This window comes from Clostridium sp. 1001271st1 H5 (assembly GCF_005845215.1).
GTDB lineage: Bacteria > Bacillota > Clostridia > Lachnospirales > Lachnospiraceae > Enterocloster.
Window position 1 is genome coordinate 86,988 of sequence record NZ_SPHO01000015.1, and the last position, 18,042, is coordinate 105,029.

The following is an 18,042-nucleotide window of genomic DNA, read 5'->3' on the forward strand; positions in this document are numbered from 1 at the left end:
GGCATTGGGATTTCAATTTAAATAGGGTCCATATTTTGTGCAATATGATGCTCATTCCTGTGATGCGCAATTATTTTATACATAATTGTGCCTTATTTTCACTGTTATACCCGGATGGTGCGGCATTATACACAACCGTATCCCTGTTAACTGACCGGAACAACAGACCGCTTCATGGTTATAAAAAAAGAACCCTGACAATGGTTCCTTCCAAAACCGTCATCCGGATTCTTTCCTATTCTTTTTCCATCTGCTGTCTTATATTCTGTTCCGGCCTCAAACCCAGCCATCCATCACATCAATGGAAAACTTAAAATGGTCTTCCGGCATGCCCTGTTCCTTCAGACGCCTCCTGATGGTCTTCATATAATGGTTTGATATTGCCCTGCATATATTCTCCGTGTTCCCGGTGCGGCACACATCCACCAGCTCCTTATGGATTGGGTACTGGCGTTCTATCATAGCCCTGCTGTCAGGATTGCCTGCATAATAATTAATGGCATTCCCATAATTTAAATCCGTCCATCCCTTAATCAGCCGGGGCAGACCGGTGGACCGGATAATGGCCTAATGAAAACCTTGTTTTTTATGCACTATTTCCAATTTCTGTTGATATTGCTCCATAGCGCCCTAATATGTTCCGCAGGATTTCCCATGTCTCCATTTCCGACCCGGGAAATTCCGACATGCCCAACAGGCTAAAGCCCATTTAAAAAAATTCCGCAGACAAACTTTTTTAGCCTGCCTGCGGAATTCATTGCGCATACTCTGTTCCTATTCTATTACGGCTGCGTGATACCTTACGGACTACACAATACCCTGTCCCAGCATTGCCTCAACCACCTTCTCAAATCCGGCAATGTTGGCGCCTGCCACGTAGTTGCCTGCAACTCCGTAGCGCTCTGCTGCCTCTGATACCTTTGCAAAGATATTTACCATGATTGTGTGAAGCTTATCATCCACTTCCTCAAAGGACCATGACATCCTTAAGGAGTTCTGGCTCTGCTCCAGTCCGGAGGTTGCCACGCCGCCTGCATTGGCAGCCTTGCCCGGCATGAAGAGAATCTTCTTCTCCACAAACAGGTCGGTTGCTTCCCTGGTAGACGGCATATTAGCGCCCTCTGCCACTGCAAAGCATCCATTGGCAAGAAGTGCCTGGGCATCGTCTAAGTTAAGCTCGTTCTGGGTTGCGCATGGAAGGGCGATATCGCAGGGGATGCTCCAGATTCCCCTGCCCTCTGTGTATACTGCGGTTGGAACCTCATCCACATACTCCTTGATGCGTCCTCTGCGCACTTCCTTGATTTCTTTGACAATATCCAGCTGTATGCCGTCCTTGTCATAGATATAACCGTTGGAATCGCTTAACGCCACTACCTTTGCTCCCAGCTGCTGTGCCTTCTCGGTTGCGTAGATAGCCACATTGCCGGAACCGGATACAACTACGGTCTTGCCTGCCATATCCTTGCCATTGTGCTTTAACATCTCATTCAGAATATATACAAGGCCGTATCCGGTTGCCTGTGTCCTGGCCAGGGAACCGCCGAAGGTAAGTCCTTTGCCTGTAAGTACGCCCTCATACAATCCGGTAATTCTCTTATACTGTCCGAACAGGTATCCTACTTCCCTGCCGCCCACGCCGATATCTCCGGCCGGGATATCCGTATCTTTGCCAATGTGGCGGTACAGCTCTGTCATGAAGCTCTGGCAGAAGGCCATGACTTCACGGTCTGATTTACCCTTGGGGTCGAAATTGGAACCGCCCTTGCCGCCGCCCATGGGAAGTCCGGTCAGGGAGTTCTTAAGTGTCTGCTCAAAACCAAGGAACTTGAGGATGCTCTGGTTTACGGATGGATGGAAACGCAGGCCGCCCTTATATGGCCCGATGGCGCTGTTGAACTGTATCCTGTATCCCTTGTTCACCTGGACCGCTCCGTTGTCATCTACCCATGGAACCCTGAAAGAAACAACCCGTTCCGGCTCCGTAAAACGCTCAAGGACACCTTCCCTGCGGTACTTTTCTTCATTGGCATCGATGACCAGCTTTAAGGAATCCAATACTTCCTTGACAGCCTGATGGAACTCCGGCTCACCCGGGTTCTGTGCTACAACTCTCTCGTAAATCTCATCAACGTATGACATTTCAATCGACCTCCTGGATTTTTGTTTGTATAGTGTGGGGATGCTGTGCCGGTAGTGGGTCCGGCACAGACTTTAGAAAAAGTATAGCAAGTTAATATGCTAAAGTCAAGAAGTATGTAAACCGATTTTACCGCGGGTTTACTGGCTGTTTCCTCATTTTCCTCCTTAAAACCTGCCTGAAAAACCCTTGGACTCCCCGGGCCGGATACCGCTTGCTTCAGTTTAATCCTGTACACCTGCCAGCTCAGCCAGCTGCTCCAGCACACCTTTGCCGCCGTTAAGGGATATATTGCCTACCTTGTCGCAGATTTTCTCCAGGTACTCCATTTCCTTTAACTTGAACAGGGTATGGTTCTCATCCATCAGCTTCGCGGTGTTCAAAAGACTTCTTGTGGAAGCCACCTCCTCCCTCCGCATGATGACATTGGCCTGGGCCTTTTTCTCTGCCAGCAGGACGGTATTCATAATTTCCCTTATCTCTCCCGGAAGTATAATGTCCTTGATGCCTGCTCCGGTTATCTCCACACAGTACTCCTCCTGATACTCCTTTAACTTATCCAGCACAAACCTTCCGATTTCCTCCTTTTGTTCCAGAAGTTCATCCAGTCTGTACCGTCCCACATATTCCCGCAGCTTCAGCTGGACATATGTATAAAGCTGGGAAGCCACTCCTTCCACGGTCTGGACCAGTTTCTCAGGATTGGTTATCCGGTAATTGCAGATGACATTTAACCGCACAGCCACCTTATCCGCGGTGAGAATTTCCTGACCGGAGATGTCAAGCTGCTGAATCTTCATATTGAAGATTTTGCAGGTAACTTCCCTTCCGTAATTCCAGAAGTAGTATGACCCGGTACCCAGTATCTTTTCATAGCGGTTGTCAAAATACAGAAGACCTGTCTCACCGTCCTTTATAACTATTTTCTTATAATATTTGGCAGGCATCAGGTCCATGTACATCCTGGGAAGGGTATCCTCCATATATGGCTTGGTTATATCAATGAGCTGGAATTCATTTTTCTCAAATACATTCCAGTATAAAGTCTCAGGCTTTGTAATCACTTCCCTGTAGGCCCTGTTCACAAACCGCAGGGCAATGCACTCGTCCGGCAGTACTGCCTTTACTACCCTGGAGGCAAACTTCTCGTTCTTCATAAGGATTTCCTCGGGTATGCCGCAGGTCCTGACCTCCCCTGTCATAGGAACAGTCTGCACCTCATATCCCAGCATGCCCAGGTAAGAATACTTTCCTGCTGTCAGCAGTTCCACGAACCGGCCATCCTTCATCAGATAGCCGCATTCCTGCTCTTTGATTATATATTTCTTTATCATCATATCTGAATCCCTCATAGTTTGAATCTGCGGAGCATTTATCATACATTCAAAGCCCCGCTACAACGAATCACACAGTTACATTCATTTGTTGGAAAAGGCGGCTGCCTTGCTCCGTCCTGCTGCTGCGGGCTTCTGCTTAAGCACATTCCGGCAGGGCATTCTGTCCCTTACCCGGAACAGGTCTGGAATACGCTGTTACACGTTCCTGGCCCGTTCCATCCGGACGGGAAACACGTTATAAGCTGATGCTTCCGGTCCGGCCCGTTTTGTGCGGTATCCGCAGTTGCACTGGGCTGCAGAAGGACTGCCTTTCCCCGTAACCACAGGTTCGGCAGGAGCCAAGGCATCCCTTTCCCTTCCTGGAGACATTTGGTTATGTCATCATTTTCAATGATTGCTATACCAACTTAGCTACGTGTTCTCTTACACGGCGGGAGTCGAACCCGCGACACATCATCCTAAAAGGCTGCAGATTGCCGGCATACCACTGAACCAAAGGCCGGGCACCGGGGAGCCCCAGGAAGAAAGCTCCGCCTCTTAAGGCAAACTGCCAGTATTTATGTAGGGCAGGTGTCCCGTCCACCTGACGGGCCCTGCTTGTTTTTCTTTGACCCCATAGCGCCTATGGGGCCTTAACCCTTTACCACGCCTATGGTCTTAAGACGCTTCACAGGCACCACCAGGTCCTGCTGGTTATCCATAACTTCCTCAATATTCTTATAGGCAAACCGGCTCTCCTCCGCCACGTCAGCCTTTCCCTTCTTTCCAAGAATCACACCCTGTTTCTGTAAATCCAGAATGACCTCCTCACAGGAAAATGCTGCCATGGCTCCTTTTCTGGAATACTGCCTCCCGGCTCCATGGGATGAGGAGCAAAAGCTCTCAGGATTTCCTTTTCCCATAACCACATAGCTGTAAGAACCCATGGCCCCCGGAATCACGGCTAACTCGCCGCTCTGGGCGCTGACAGCGCCCTTTCTGTGGACCCATACATCCTTTCCGTAATGGTTTTCTAAGGAAGCGTAGTTGTGATGGCAGTTCAGGTCATGGGAAAATTCCAATGAAAATCCGGTATATTTGCCAATCCACTTCTCCAGAATGGCTTTTACAGCCAGCATCATCTTTTCCCTGTTTTCTTTGGCAAAATCCATGGACAGCTGCATCCAGCTCAGGTACTGTTTCCCCTCCCTGGTATCCACAGGCAGGAAGGCCAGCCTGTATTCATCCGGCACCGCGCTGAACCATGTCTGGTTTAACTGCCTTGCCTTATAGTGGAAGTAATCACAGACCGCTTTTCCGAAATGCCGGCTTCCCGAGTGAATCATCACAGCCAGATAACCGGCGTCATCTTCCTGGAGTTCAATAAAATGATTTCCTCCCCCCAGTGTGCCGATTTGATAGTATCCCGCCTCCAGCTGTCCCAAGAGCTCCCCATCCTCCTCATACCGGTCCATTTCTTCAAACGCGCAGTCCATGGTATAGCTGGGCATCATGGTCTTATGGTGCGCAAATCCCACCGGCACATTGCGCATAATATCGCCTATGATGGCCTGGATAAGGGAGCCGTTGCCTGTGATAACCTCTTTAATATCAGCCACCTTGATATTTGTCTCCGTATAAGCCATGCCGCAGCCAATGTCCACGCCCACTGCATTGGGAATTACCACTCCCTCCGCTGCAATGACGCCGCCGATAGGCATTCCCTTGCCCGCGTGGGTATCCGGCATCAGACTGACCCATTTGTGAAGGAAAGGCAGCTGTGAAAGATGATATGCCTGTTCCAGGCAGCTGCCCTCCAAATCCTTACGGTCCTTCAGCCATACCCTTACCGGGACCTTCATATTTTCTTTCTCATACATCACAAACATATATCTCACATCCTTTCGTCTTCGTTTTGTACGTCTGTCTCACCGTTCATATATTTGCGTATGTATCTTAACTACATGCTTATGATACATGATTTTCAGGCGGGTATCATTTAAAAAAAGTTGCGAACTTCCATTATTTGCTATTTATAGAAATTTGGAGTATGCTGTAAGAACAGGGAAAACTGCGGTCAGGTTTCAGAAGGCAGAAATAAAGCGGACCAGCTGTTATAACCGGATTTTATATTAGAAATACATCAAACATTTACGGACAGGAGGCAACCGTCATGGCTGAATTCCAGGAATTAATCAAAAACTTTGACCGCATCCGTGACTATATGCGGCAATTTTACGTTTACGGGTTCAAGGTAAGAAATGATTTCAGTGAAAAGAGCTCCAGAACCTATGACAATGAACGCCGCCGCATTGAAAGCTGGCTCTCCCGGTATACAAAATCCGATTACACCTCCAAGGGAAAGCATGTTTACATCAATGTGGACAGCAAGACCATTCCCCAGAATCCCCTGTACGCTGCCTGGAAGTCCAAGAGCTTTACAGACAATGACCTGATGCTCCATTTCTTCATCATGGACCTTTTATGCGGCTGTACAGAGGGCTTGTCAGCCAGCGCAGTGACCGACCTCATCTCCCGAAACTACGGGGTTGTATTTGACACCCAGACCGTGCGCCTGAAGCTGAAGGAATATGAATCCCTTGGCATACTGGTTTCCCATAAGGAAGGAAAAATTCTCTTCTATGCGCTGGCTCCCCTTATGTCCATGGAAACAGAACCCGGCAAAACAGTGTCTGACGGGACAGCGGACGAGAAACATGAATTATGGCAGCGCCTCATCACAGCAGTGAAATACTTCCAGGAGGCAGCCCCCTTTGGCTTCATAGGAAGCACCATCCTGGACCGTCAGGATGCATGCAATGACCTGTTTCAGTTCAAGCACCATTTCATCGTACACACACTGGAGGACGGCGTACTGGCCTGTATACTGACCGCCATACGGGAACAGCGTCTGATTTGTTTCGAAAACAAAAGCAGCCGCAGCGGACAGACCTCCACCATGTCAGGAGTGCCTCTGAAAATATATGTCAGCACCCAGACCGGCCGGAGGTATCTGTGCCTGTATCTGCCCCAGCGCCGCCGCTTCAGCAACTCCCGTCTGGACTCCATCACCAGTGTGACCCTTTTGGAGCCATGTACATTTTACGGGGAATTGCTCCGTGATTTGGAAAAAAACAAGGATAAATGCTGGGGCGTGTCGTTTGGAGGCGGCGCAAGCCGTATGGAGGAGGTCTGCATCAAGCTCTACATAGACGAGGAAAAAGAACCCTATATCTTAAACCGTCTTTACCGGGAAGGCCGCGGGGGAGAGGTTCTGAGGATTCGCGAAAACCAGTTTCTGTACACTGGTACATTTTTCGATACCAACGAAATGCTGTCCTGGGCCAAAACCTTTACAGGCCGTATCCTGGACATCCAGGGAACGAACCTCTTTGCCATAGCCAAGATAACCCGCGATTGGGAAAAGATGTATGAGATGTACTGCAGGAATGAGGAGTAGGAAACCATGGAATTATTTCACAAAATCTACAGCTGCTATTACAATGTAGTCCGCCACATACTGGACAGAGCCGGGCGTGACCCCATAACCAGGCAGGACATGGAGGATATCTGCCGTGTCTATGGTTTCCAGGAAAGCTCCCTGTCCATTATTCCCAAACTGACGGACGGCACATGGGCCCTTCTGGATGAGAAGGACAAACATACCTTTACGTCCCGGCTGGGCCATGCCGTCCCGGCTATCCCTCTTACGAATCTCCAAAAGGCATGGCTTAAATCCCTTATGCAGGACCCCCGTTTCCGGCTGTTTTTCACTGACCGGGAGATAGGACTTCTGGACCGTGAATTAGGCGCCTGCTCCTCTCTTTACCAGGAGGAAAACTTTTACTACTATGACCGCTACAGAGACGGGGATTCCTATGCTTCCGGCGACTACAGGAAACATTTCCAGGCCATTCTTAAGGCGCTCAGGGAGGAACGTATCCTTCTGGTGGCCTATGAGGGAAAGCACGGCCGTGTCCACTCCTTTGAAACTGCGCCTTACCAGCTACAGTATTCCTCCAAGGATGACAAATTCCGTCTCTGCTGCCTCCAGCTCCACCGGGAAACCTTCAGCCGCAACACCATACTGAACTTAGGCCGTATAAAGGACTGCCACGTGACCTCCAGGCCATGCCCGCCGGACTTAAAAGCCCGTTCATTCCAACCGGTCCAGAAGGCTGCAAACCCAGTGGTACTGGAAATCAGCGGTGAGCGCAACTCACTGGAACGGTGCATGCTGCATTTTGCCAACTATGAGAAGCACACGGAGTATGACGAGGATAAGAAATGCTGGGTCTGCTCCATTTACTATGATTTGGCGGATGAGACAGAACTTCTCATTGATATCCTATCCTTTGGACCTGTGGTCCGCGTACTGGGTCCGCCCTCCTTTATAAGGCAGATTCAAAAACGGGTCAGGAGACAGCATGAGCTGCTCTACGGGGAAATCACGTAAAAACAGATACAATATAAGAAATAAAAAATGGATGCTGTCCTGGCAGCCCGGGTGTTGTTTTATACACCCGGACCGCCGGCAGCATCCGTTTCGTTTAAAGCTCCCTGTTTTCATTTAAAGCTCTTTACTTCCTCTAAAGCTCCCTGTTTTCCTCTAATCTTAAAATCAAATTCTTAATCAGTTCATCCTTACTCCTGAATTCCATTCTGACACCCGTAATATACCGGAAGGCTTCCTCCCATTCCCCCATGGAATAAGATGATATGCTGACCGTTCGAACGGCATATATAATATCGTCTATATAAAACGGACTGTGAAGGTCCGAAAGGTACTGGCAGCCTGATAGATTCTGCAATCTGGCCAACAGCCCCCCCTGGGATTTTTCTGGCATCATACGAAACTCCTATTCTACTTTCTGCATGTATATTTCCAATTTCTGCTGTGCAATCTATACATTGCAATTATATATGACATTTGTCGTAAAATCAAGGAAATGCAACCTATTTATTGCATATTCCGGAGGAAGCCATGGAACAAAAATTAAAGCAGGATTTAAGGATAGGGCCAAACATCCGAAAATACCGCCTGCAGTCACACCTTACCCAGGAGCAGGTCACTGCAAAGATGCAGCTGATGGGGCTCAATATTTCACGCAGCATATATTCCCAGATAGAAGGCGGCACTTACAATATTCGAATCTCCGAGCTGGTTGCCATGAGAGAAATCTTTAACATTAACTATGAATCATTTTTTGAGGGCATCACACTGAATCCCAAGGATATACAATAACCGGAATGACATGAACAGGCCGCCTGTCAAACGACAGACGGCCTGTTCCAAACACAAAGGATAAAGGTATTTACCCGCAATGGGTACGAATTATTTACCGTAGTATGCTTTTAAATACATTTCTTTAATCTCGCTCATAAGCGGATATCTTGGGTTAGCGCCGGTACACTGGTCATCAAATGCCTGCTCAACCATGTCGTCCAGCCTGTCTAAGAAGTCTTTCTCATCAATTCCGTAATCCTTGATGCAGGACTTAATGCCAACAGTCCTCTTAAGCTCCTCAATCTTGACAATCAGCTTCTGGACTGCCTCAGCATCATCCTTTGCCTGGATTCCGCAGAACCTTGCGCACTCTGCATACCTTTCCTGGGTATGAGGATACTGATACTGTGAGAATGTGCCCATCTTGCGCGGATTCTCAGCCGCATTAAAATCAACTACCAGGGAAATCAGCAGTGCATTTGCAACACCGTGTGGCAGGTGATGGAATGCGCCCAGCTTATGGGCCATGGAATGGCATACGCCCAGGAATGCATTGGCAAATGCCATACCGGCCATACAGGAAGCGTCCGCCATCTTCTGACGGGCCTCAACATTTGCAGGCTCATTGTAAGCGGTTGGGAGGTAATCAAATACATTCTTCATGGCCTTCAGTGCAAGGCCGTCTGTATAGTCGGTAGCCATGACGGATGCATATGCCTCCAGTGCATGGGTCAGTACGTCAACGCCGGATGCGCTGGTCAGGCCTCTTGGCTGGCTCATCATGTTGTCTGTATCAACGATTGCCATGTTCGGCAGCAGTGCGTAATCTGCCAGAGGATACTTGATGCCTGTCTCCTGGTCCGTGATAACCGCGAACGGGGTAACCTCGGAACCTGTACCGGAAGAAGTGGGAACAGCGATGAAATATGCTTTCTCACCCATCTTCGGGAAGGTGTATACACGTTTTCTGATATCAATGAAGCGCATGGCCATATCCATGAAATCCACTTCCGGATGCTCATACAGCACCCACATAATCTTGCCTGCGTCCATAGCGGAGCCGCCGCCCATGGCCAGGATTACATCCGGCTCAAATTCCCTCATAAGCTTGGCGCCTGCCTGTGCATTGGCCAGTGTGGGGTCAGGCTGTACATCGGAGAATACGGTATATGTGATGCCCATCTCGTTGAGACGGTCTGTGATGACATGGGTGTATCCGTTCTTATACAGGAAGGAGTCTGTTACGATGAACGCCCTCTTCTTACCTAAAACGTCCTTCAGCTCTTTTAATGCTACAGGCAGACAGCCCTTCTTAAAGTAAACCTTCTCAGGTGCACGGAACCACAGCATGTTCTCTCTCCTTTCAGCAACGGTCTTGATATTCAGTAAGTGCTTGACCCCAACGTTCTCAGATACGGAGTTGCCGCCCCAGGAACCGCAGCCCAGTGTTAAGGACGGAGCTAACTTGAAGTTGTACAGGTCACCAATGCCGCCGTGGGAAGAAGGAGTATTGATTACAATACGGCAGGTTTTCATCCTCGCTGCATGCTTTAAAATCTTCTCTTCTTCATTTACATTCACATACAGGGATGAGGTGTGGCCGTAGCCGCCGTCTGCCACCAGACGCTCTGCCTTGTCCAGGGCCTCGTCAAATGTCTTGGCCTTATACATAGCCAGTACAGGAGACAGTTTCTCATGTGCGAACTCTTCGCTGATGTCAACAGACTCAACCTCGCCAATCAGAATCTTGGTATCCTCTGGAACCTCAACGCCTGCCAGCTTGGCAATGGTTGCTGCCTTCTGTCCCACAATCTTGGCATTCAGGGCGCCGTTTACGATAATGGTCTTGCGGACCTTATCAATTTCGCCCGGCTTTAAGAAATAGCAGCCTCTGTATTCAAATTCTTTTCTGACGTCGTTGTAGATGGATTCCAGAACCGTTACGGACTGCTCGGAAGCACAAATCATACCGTTGTCAAATGTCTTGGAATGAATGATGGAGTTAACTGCCATCTTAATATCTGCCGTGTCGTCGATGATAACCGGTGTATTGCCGGCGCCAACGCCCAGTGCAGGCTTTCCTGAAGAATAAGCAGCCTTAACCATGCCGGGGCCGCCTGTTGCAAGAATCAGGTCGGCATCCCTCATTACCTCGTTGGTCAGTTCCAGTGAAGGAACATCAATCCATCCAATGATACCTTCCGGTGCGCCGGCCTTAACAGCTGCATCCAGAACCACCTTGGCTGCCGCAATGGTGCAGTTCTTGGCACGCGGATGTGGGGAAATGATGATTGCGTTGCGTGTCTTTAAGGCAATCAGTGTCTTGAAGATAGCTGTGGAAGTAGGATTGGTGGTAGGAATAACAGCTGCAATCAGGCCGATTGGCTCGGCAATCTTTTTAATGCCGTATTCCTTATCTTCCTCAATTACACCAACTGTCTTGGTGTCTTTGTATGCGTTGTAGATATACTCTGCTGCGTAGTTGTTCTTGATAACCTTATCCTCAACCACGCCCATGCCGGTCTCTTCAACTGCCATCTTTGCAAGTGGAAGACGCATTTTGTCAGCCGCGCTTGCTGCTGCAAAGAAGATTTTGTCTACCTGCTCCTGTGTAAAGGTAGAAAAAGCTTTCTGCGCTTCGCGCATTGCATTCATTTTTGCATTCAGTCCGTCTACGCTGTCAATGATTTCCGGAACAACCTGCTCGATTTTCTTTGCCATTTCCTTATCCTCCATTTTCCTTGTGTTTGTTTCAGTACATTTAGGCTGTACCTGCCTGTCAAGTCATTTTAAATTGCTGCTTAATTTGTATTGATAATTAATTAACAATCTCACTGTTTGCATTATATACCTTCGTTAAAAAAATGTCAATATATAAATGAAAGATTTTATAATTTTTTTAGGAGGAAAAAAAACAGCTATCCTCTGTTGGCTGTAGAGGATAGCTGCAACTAAAAACATAAAACCTATAGATAACTTTTTAACAATTCCACCTTATCCAGCCGCTCCCAGGGCAGGTCCAAATCATTGCGGCCAAAGTGACCATAAGCAGCTGTCTGCTTATAAATCGGACGGCGCAAATCCAGCATCCTTATGATTCCGGCCGGACGCAGGTCAAAGTTGGAACGGATGATGTCCACCAGCTTCTCATTGCTCAATTTACCGGTTCCGTAGGTATCCACCATGATGGAGGTAGGATGGGCCACCCCGATGGCATAGGACAGCTGGATTTCGCACTTATCAGCCAGGCCGGCCGCCACGATGTTTTTGGCAACATAGCGGGCTGCATATGCAGCAGAGCGGTCCACCTTGGTGCAGTCCTTTCCGGAGAATGCGCCGCCGCCGTGACGCGCATAACCGCCGTAGGTGTCAACGATGATTTTACGGCCGGTCAGCCCGCTGTCCCCCTGGGGTCCGCCGATAACAAAGCGTCCCGTAGGATTGATAAAGAACTTTGTGTTCTCGTCTATCATATTCTGGGGAAGCACCTGGTCAAAGATGTACTTTTTCACGTCCGCATGAATCTGTTCCTGGGTCACGCTCTCATCATGCTGTGTGGATAATACCACGGCATCCAGACGGACCGGCTTGTCGTTCTCATCATACTCCACCGTTACCTGGCTCTTGCCGTCCGGACGGAGATACTTAAGCGTGCCGTTCTTGCGGACATCCGTAAGGCGCTTTGCCAGCTTGTGGGCCAGGGAAATAGGATACGGCATGAATTCCTCTGTCTCATTGGTGGCAAAACCAAACATCATGCCCTGGTCTCCTGCTCCGATGGCGTCCAGCTCCTGGTCGGACATCTTGTTTTCCTTTGCCTCCAGCGCCCTATTCACTCCCATTGCAATGTCCTGGGACTGCTCGTCAATGGCCGTAATGACACCGCATGTATCACAGTCAAAACCATATTTGGCACGGTCATATCCAATCTCACGCACGGTCTCGCGCACCAGCTTCTGAATATCCACATAGGCGTTGGTGGTTATCTCTCCCATGACAAGAACCAGTCCTGTGGTGGTAGCTGTCTCGCATGCCACACGGCTCATTGGGTCCTGCTCCATCAATGCGTCCAGAATCGCATCGGATATGGCATCGCACATTTTATCCGGATGCCCTTCTGTTACGGATTCAGATGTAAAAAGTCTTCTCTCCATTTTTAATCTCTCCTTCTTGTTCAGATAAATGATTAACAGCAGCTGTAACATCAACCATTTACAAAAAACAAAGTCCGCAGCAATTGCGGACTTGAAAATATCTATAAATCTTCAAATCCTCTTATTGCTCGACCAAGCATGCTTTATCCTACCAGCATACTCCTCGCTCAGGCTGGCACCTTCCGGCCCTTTCGCATATCATGCCGATATACTCAACCGGGGTTGCCGTGACTTCACAGGTCCTTTGTACCTCCATCACTCTGAATAAGGGATATTTACGAACTCTTTAATTGTAAAATGTGTTACCTTCCATATCTTATAGCAATTATATATATATGTCAATACTAAAATTTATCATTGCCCGTTCTGCCATTGCCTTCCCATCCTGATTTTACCTTATGGAAATCCTCCCCTGGCCGGCCGGGTTCCCATACTCAGATGTCACAAAACCTCCCATCCGCCTTATATAGGAAGATAAGATATCCACATCCACCATGACCTCATCCCGGATTACATTACATCCCCGGAACATGGTCATGCCGTCACCGCCCTGTTTCAGCATATAGTTATGGGACGCCACGGTATATGTACCGGCCAAATCAATGGGCTCTCCCCCCACCTTGATGTCCGTTACCCTGTAAGCGCCTGACACACCGGTAAAATTCCCCTTGTCGTCTGTCCGGACACCTGATTTAACAGATGCGTCAATGGTGTAGGTCAGACCGGACACCTGAAGGAAACCGCCGCTCTCTTCCGGATAATTCCTGGACGCCATTTCCAGTGCATCCTTAATCTGCTGTCCCGTTGCCTCGATGACGCATCCCATATTTCCATAAGGGAACACGGCCAGGGTGTCGTTATAGGTAATGTTACCCGGTTTAATAATGCTCCGGATTCCTCCTCCGTTGCTGAGTCCGATATCAGCCCCCAGCTCCGCACGGTAGGCATCCGCTGTCAAATCCCCCAGATTGGTTTCTGCATTTCTGATCCTGCGCTGCCCTGTGGCAGGGTCATTGACCGTCAGCTCGTAAGATGTGGTGCCCAGAACAGTCTTTAATGTCTCATTGTATTGGTTCTCAATGGACCGGATGAACCGGATGGTTCCATAATCCGCAGCCTTTCCGTCCTCATTGATAACGCTCTGGCCGGGAATCACAAGCTTAAGTCCCACAGGGATTACGTCAGCATCCTTTATCTTATCCAGGTTGCTGTTATAAATGTCAATCCAGCGGCTGTAGCTTCCCAGCTCCCTTTTTGCAATCCTGCTCAGGGAATCATGGTCCTTTACCGTATATTCACTGGCCAGGTCCGCGGCAGGCACCTTGGATACCAGCTCAGTCCGGATGGAACCGTCGGCAGATATGGTCAGCTTTCCAATATGATTCAGCTTGGTTCCTGTCTGGGTCAGGACCACATTCTGTCCATTCTTATTCTTTATGTTCTCAGACGGTACAGTCTCATGGGAATGGCCGTCAATACATGCGTCAATTCCCGTTGTATTGGCAATCACACTGACGGATGACCACTTCCGGGTAATACCGTTTTCCCCGAGATGGCCTGCCAGAACCACATAATCAGCTCCGGCTGCCCTGGCTGCATCCGCACTGGCCTGTACCTGACTGTACAGCCTCTGTCCGCTCTCATCCTCGCAAAAGGAATACAGATAATTTCCCTGGCTGTCCTGGAAATATGCAGGCGTGGATTTTGTAAAGCTTTCCGGCGTGGTTACTCCCACAAATGCCACCTGGGTATCCCCGTATACAAACATCTTGTATGGAGCAAACACAGGCGCTCCTGTGGCGGTATTTAAAAAATTGCAGGAATAATACCCGCAGTTTAATTTACCGGCCAGCTCCAGGAACCTGGACATTCCATAATCAAACTCATGATTGCCCGGAACCGCAAAATCATATCCCACGTAGTTCATAATATCAATCAGATAACCGCCGTCTGAAAGCGTGCCAATGGGCGCACCCTGAATGGCATCCCCGGTATCAACCAGGGTCACATAAGGGGTCTGCTGCTGCATCTGCTTCTTGTACAGCGCCAGACCGGCATAGCCTATGTTGTCATCCACCCCGCAGTGGACATCATTGGTATACAGCACCACAATATCCCTGTCCGCTGCCAGGGCTGTCATTGGACTGCCTGTCAGAGGCAGGCCCGTCACGGCTGCTGCGGCCAGGACAATTGCAAGAAACAAACCCTGCAGCCATTTATAGCTCCTGTACTTCATGATTCTCCTCCTTTTCCCCTACTCCGTCAAACCTTACACAACGTATATCATACAGCCATCATATCACATTTCCAGTAAAAAACCATAAAAAAACAGCAGGCACGCCGCATTCGTCTCCTGCTGTTTCCTTTCCTCTGATTTACCGGACTCTCATCCCCTGGCCATTTCCAGTATCTTCCGTACATCCCGGTGTGTCAGCGGTTCCAGTCCCCCGATTGTCTGGTTTCCATTCCTGAAATTTATATGGTCCAGCATGTCTTCCATATCGCAGTCCCCAATTCCGGCCTCTTTGAGGCTGACAGGCATCCTCATGGACCGGAAGAATGCCTCGGTGGCCTCTATCCCCTTATATGCAGCTTCCTCCGGGCCGTACTCCCTGGAGATTCCAAACACCTCATACCCGTATCTGGCAAACCGGTCCACATGGTTTTTATACACATACTTCATCCATGACCCCATGATTACGCTTAAGGTAACTCCATGGGGTGTATCGTACAGAGCGCTCAGCTCATTTCCTATCTCATGAGTGGCCCAGTCCTGTATCCGGCCGATTCCAACCGTATCATTGTGGGCAATGGTTCCTATCCACATGACCTCCGCCCTGTACCGGTAGCTGTCCGGTTCCTTCATCAGGGCAGGTCCTGCCTCTGCCAGCGTCTTAAGAATTCCCTCCGCCATACGGTCAATCACCCCGATTTCATTGTCCGGAGTAAAATACCGTTCACACACATGGGAAAACATATCCGTAACAGAACAGGCCGTAACAAACGGCGGCAGGCTGGTTGTCAGCAGAGGATTCATAAAGGCCATCACAGGCCGCAGGGCCTGGGAGCTGGTCAGCAGCTTTTGCCCTGTTCCCGTATTGTTAATCACACACACATCCCCTGACTCGCTGCCCGTGGCAGGGCATGTAAGCACGACTCCCACTGGCAGGGACCTGGCCACGCGTATTCCTTTGGAGAAGAAATCCCATACGTCACCTTCGTACTGCGACCCTGCCCCGATGGCCTTGGATGAATCAATGACGCTTCCCCCTCCGATGGCCAGGATAAACTGGATTCCTTCCTGCCTGACCAGACGGATTCCCTGGTAAACCAGGTCCAGACGGGGATTTGGTTTGACGCCGGAGAGTTCCCATACCTGGATGCCGCATCGCTCCATATCCTCCTTAATATCCTTCAAAAGACCTGTATCATACAGATACGGTCCACCGTCATGGTGAATCAGCAGACGTTTTATCCCCAATTGCTTCAGTTTATCCCCAGCCCTGCGGTGTGCTTCCCGCCCAAATATAAATTCCGTATTCACACAAAAATCAAAATCCCTTATCATATTCCCACTGCACTCCCTTTCTCCCTTTTCCTTTCATACAGCACCTGTCCCAGAATCTCCCTGAGCTTCCATCCCGTATCCGCTGTCCAGTCCGGATGTTCCGCCAGAAGCGCCTTTGTATTTCCATCCCCGTATAAAACAGCAATCACAGGCAGACCGCAGCTTCTGGCAGCCGTTATATCGGTCCAGGTATCACCGACACAGACCGGATGCCGGGATGCAAACATTCCCCCCATGAGATACCTGTACACAGACGCCTTATTATCAGCTCCCGGTATTGAATCCAGGGAATAGGAAACCGGAATCAGCTGTTCCCATCCCTTTACCTTAAGAAGGCGCCTTAATGCCTCCCGGGGCTTTGAAGTGACCACGGTCCATGGTATGCCATGCATTTCCAGGTCATGGAATATTTCCTCCAGCCCCGGATACAGCCTTGTCTTTTCAAAGGGATTCATGGTCCTGTAATGGATTCTGACAGCGCTGCAGAATGCTTCCAGTTTTTCTATTCCGGGATAGGGCCTTACATGCCTTAGCAGCTCCTCTTCCGGGAGAGCCACATGGGACGTATCCTTCATAAAATCCCGGTCCATAATGCCCCCCACTATTTCCGAGGCATATTCCACCGACGCCCACACATCCTCTATGGTATCTGCTATGACACCGTCAAAATCAAAAATCACACTGTCCGCTCTCTTTGTTCTCATCTAAATTTCTCCTTTGCGGCAAAACACCATTTGCTCCAAAGCGTGCCGGCCACTACCAGTAATGCGCCAATAATGACAGGGAGCGTAATGCTGAGTCCCAGCATCCAGGCCGTTATGACCGTGGATATGATGGGAAGGAAATTGGAAGCCAGCACGACCACCAGCATATTTCCTTTTTTTATGGAAATGGTCCACAGCACATTGGCAATACAGGACACCGCAATGGCCTGGTACAGCATTTCCCATACCAGCCTGGGCGTAAAATTCCTTGGCTCAGGAAGGAATACGGAAATACCGCCCAGTATCAGGGCAGACATAATCATGTATATTCCCACGCCGTCCACCGGCTTTTGTCCCAGGTATTTCTTTGTGAGATTGGTGTAAAAGGCCCATGACAGGGACACAATGAACCCCATCAGATATGCCATCCAGTTTCCGCTGAGAATATCCCGTAAAAATGCCTGGGGATTGTGAATGCTTCCGCCCATTTTGGCTATGATGATACCGCACAGGCTGACCGCTACGCTGGCTGTCAGCCATGGGCTGGCTTTTTTATTCAGTATGGGAATGGTGAGAACCAGGGTGAACAGAGGCCATAAGAACCGAATCAGCACCATGGTCATGATTTCTGCCTCCGTATGAACCATCTCCATGGAGATATAGGAGGCAGCTGTGTAGATAACAAATAAACTTCCGCAGATAATCCAGTATTTAGGAGGCGCTCCCTTATACTGCGCGGTTCCTCCGTTGGCGAGGAGCTGCTGGGCGACCACCACAGCTCCTCCGATTAAATTAACCACTGCCGCTGCCGTATAAGGACCAAGGCCGGAACTCAGATTTTTTGTAAATGCAGCGCTGGTTCCCCATATAATGATGGTTATAATCCCAAGCAGTGTATATTTATTAGACTTCATCTGAACACCTCATTATCCT

Annotated in this window: 14 protein-coding genes and 1 riboswitch; of the genes, 3 read left to right on the forward strand and 11 right to left on the reverse strand. The window is 49.2% G+C overall.

Annotated elements, in window-relative coordinates:
- Nucleotides 1-276 precede the first annotated feature (276 nt).
- From FGS84_RS31615 to FGS84_RS21010, 4 genes are all read right to left on the reverse strand, one after another.
- The gene (locus FGS84_RS31615; RefSeq protein WP_243130030.1) at nt 277-462 is read right to left on the reverse strand and encodes a hypothetical protein; all 186 of its coding nucleotides are present in this window, start codon (nt 460-462) and stop codon (nt 277-279) included.
- Nucleotides 463-807: 345 nt separating this feature from the next.
- Nucleotides 808-2,142 (reverse strand): NADP-specific glutamate dehydrogenase, encoded by a 1,335-nt coding sequence (gene gdhA / locus FGS84_RS21000; RefSeq protein WP_138310279.1) that lies wholly within the window; start codon nt 2,140-2,142, stop codon nt 808-810.
- A 222-nt stretch (nt 2,143-2,364) separates the two neighbouring features.
- Nucleotides 2,365-3,477 (reverse strand): slipin family protein, encoded by a 1,113-nt coding sequence (locus FGS84_RS21005; RefSeq protein ID WP_138310280.1) that lies wholly within the window; start codon nt 3,475-3,477, stop codon nt 2,365-2,367.
- Between the two features lie 632 nt (nt 3,478-4,109).
- On the reverse strand, nt 4,110-5,345 hold the full coding sequence (locus FGS84_RS21010; RefSeq protein ID WP_138310281.1) for an RtcB family protein: 1,236 nt from the start codon (nt 5,343-5,345) through the stop codon (nt 4,110-4,112).
- A 284-nt stretch (nt 5,346-5,629) separates the two neighbouring features.
- On the opposite strand from FGS84_RS21010, the gene FGS84_RS21015 reads away from it, so the two are divergent.
- Both FGS84_RS21015 and FGS84_RS21020 read left to right on the forward strand, forming a co-directional pair.
- The gene (locus tag FGS84_RS21015; RefSeq protein WP_138310282.1) at nt 5,630-6,916 is read left to right on the forward strand and encodes a WYL domain-containing protein; all 1,287 of its coding nucleotides are present in this window, start codon (nt 5,630-5,632) and stop codon (nt 6,914-6,916) included.
- A 6-nt stretch (nt 6,917-6,922) separates the two neighbouring features.
- On the forward strand, nt 6,923-7,912 hold the full coding sequence (locus tag FGS84_RS21020; RefSeq protein ID WP_138310283.1) for a WYL domain-containing protein: 990 nt from the start codon (nt 6,923-6,925) through the stop codon (nt 7,910-7,912).
- A 133-nt stretch (nt 7,913-8,045) separates the two neighbouring features.
- Here FGS84_RS21020 and FGS84_RS21025 read toward each other — a convergent pair whose 3' ends face one another.
- A complete protein-coding gene (locus FGS84_RS21025) occupies nt 8,046-8,306 on the reverse strand; it encodes a hypothetical protein (RefSeq protein WP_138310284.1) in 261 nt (86 codons plus the stop codon).
- Nucleotides 8,307-8,440: 134 nt separating this feature from the next.
- Between FGS84_RS21025 and FGS84_RS21030 the strand changes: the two genes are divergently transcribed.
- The gene (locus FGS84_RS21030) at nt 8,441-8,701 is read left to right on the forward strand and encodes a helix-turn-helix transcriptional regulator (RefSeq protein WP_138310285.1); all 261 of its coding nucleotides are present in this window, start codon (nt 8,441-8,443) and stop codon (nt 8,699-8,701) included.
- Nucleotides 8,702-8,791: 90 nt separating this feature from the next.
- Here FGS84_RS21030 and adhE read toward each other — a convergent pair whose 3' ends face one another.
- The 6 genes from adhE to FGS84_RS21060 all read right to left on the reverse strand — a co-directional run bounded on the left by adhE (nt 8,792) and on the right by FGS84_RS21060 (nt 18,023).
- Nucleotides 8,792-11,404, reverse strand: a complete 2,613-nt coding sequence (adhE, locus tag FGS84_RS21035) for a bifunctional acetaldehyde-CoA/alcohol dehydrogenase (protein WP_138310286.1) — start codon at nt 11,402-11,404, stop codon at nt 8,792-8,794.
- A 245-nt stretch (nt 11,405-11,649) separates the two neighbouring features.
- Nucleotides 11,650-12,837, reverse strand: coding sequence for a methionine adenosyltransferase (gene metK, locus FGS84_RS21040; RefSeq protein ID WP_138310287.1), 1,188 nt, complete (start codon nt 12,835-12,837; stop codon nt 11,650-11,652).
- Between the two features lie 140 nt (nt 12,838-12,977).
- Nucleotides 12,978-13,108, reverse strand: a riboswitch (SAM riboswitch).
- A 120-nt stretch (nt 13,109-13,228) separates the two neighbouring features.
- The gene (locus FGS84_RS21045; RefSeq protein WP_138310288.1) at nt 13,229-15,073 is read right to left on the reverse strand and encodes a 5'-nucleotidase C-terminal domain-containing protein; all 1,845 of its coding nucleotides are present in this window, start codon (nt 15,071-15,073) and stop codon (nt 13,229-13,231) included.
- Nucleotides 15,074-15,223: 150 nt separating this feature from the next.
- Complete coding sequence (locus tag FGS84_RS21050) at nt 15,224-16,405, reverse strand: iron-containing alcohol dehydrogenase (protein ID WP_138310289.1); 1,182 nt, start codon at nt 16,403-16,405, stop codon at nt 15,224-15,226.
- Entirely contained in the window at nt 16,402-17,109 is a 708-nt protein-coding gene (locus FGS84_RS21055; RefSeq protein ID WP_138310290.1) for an HAD family hydrolase, read from the reverse strand. Before FGS84_RS21055 ends, FGS84_RS21050 begins: the two co-directional genes overlap by 4 nt.
- The gene (locus FGS84_RS21060) at nt 17,106-18,023 is read right to left on the reverse strand and encodes an EamA family transporter (protein WP_138310291.1); all 918 of its coding nucleotides are present in this window, start codon (nt 18,021-18,023) and stop codon (nt 17,106-17,108) included. Before FGS84_RS21060 ends, FGS84_RS21055 begins: the two co-directional genes overlap by 4 nt.
- Between the last annotated feature and the right edge of the window lie 19 nt (nt 18,024-18,042).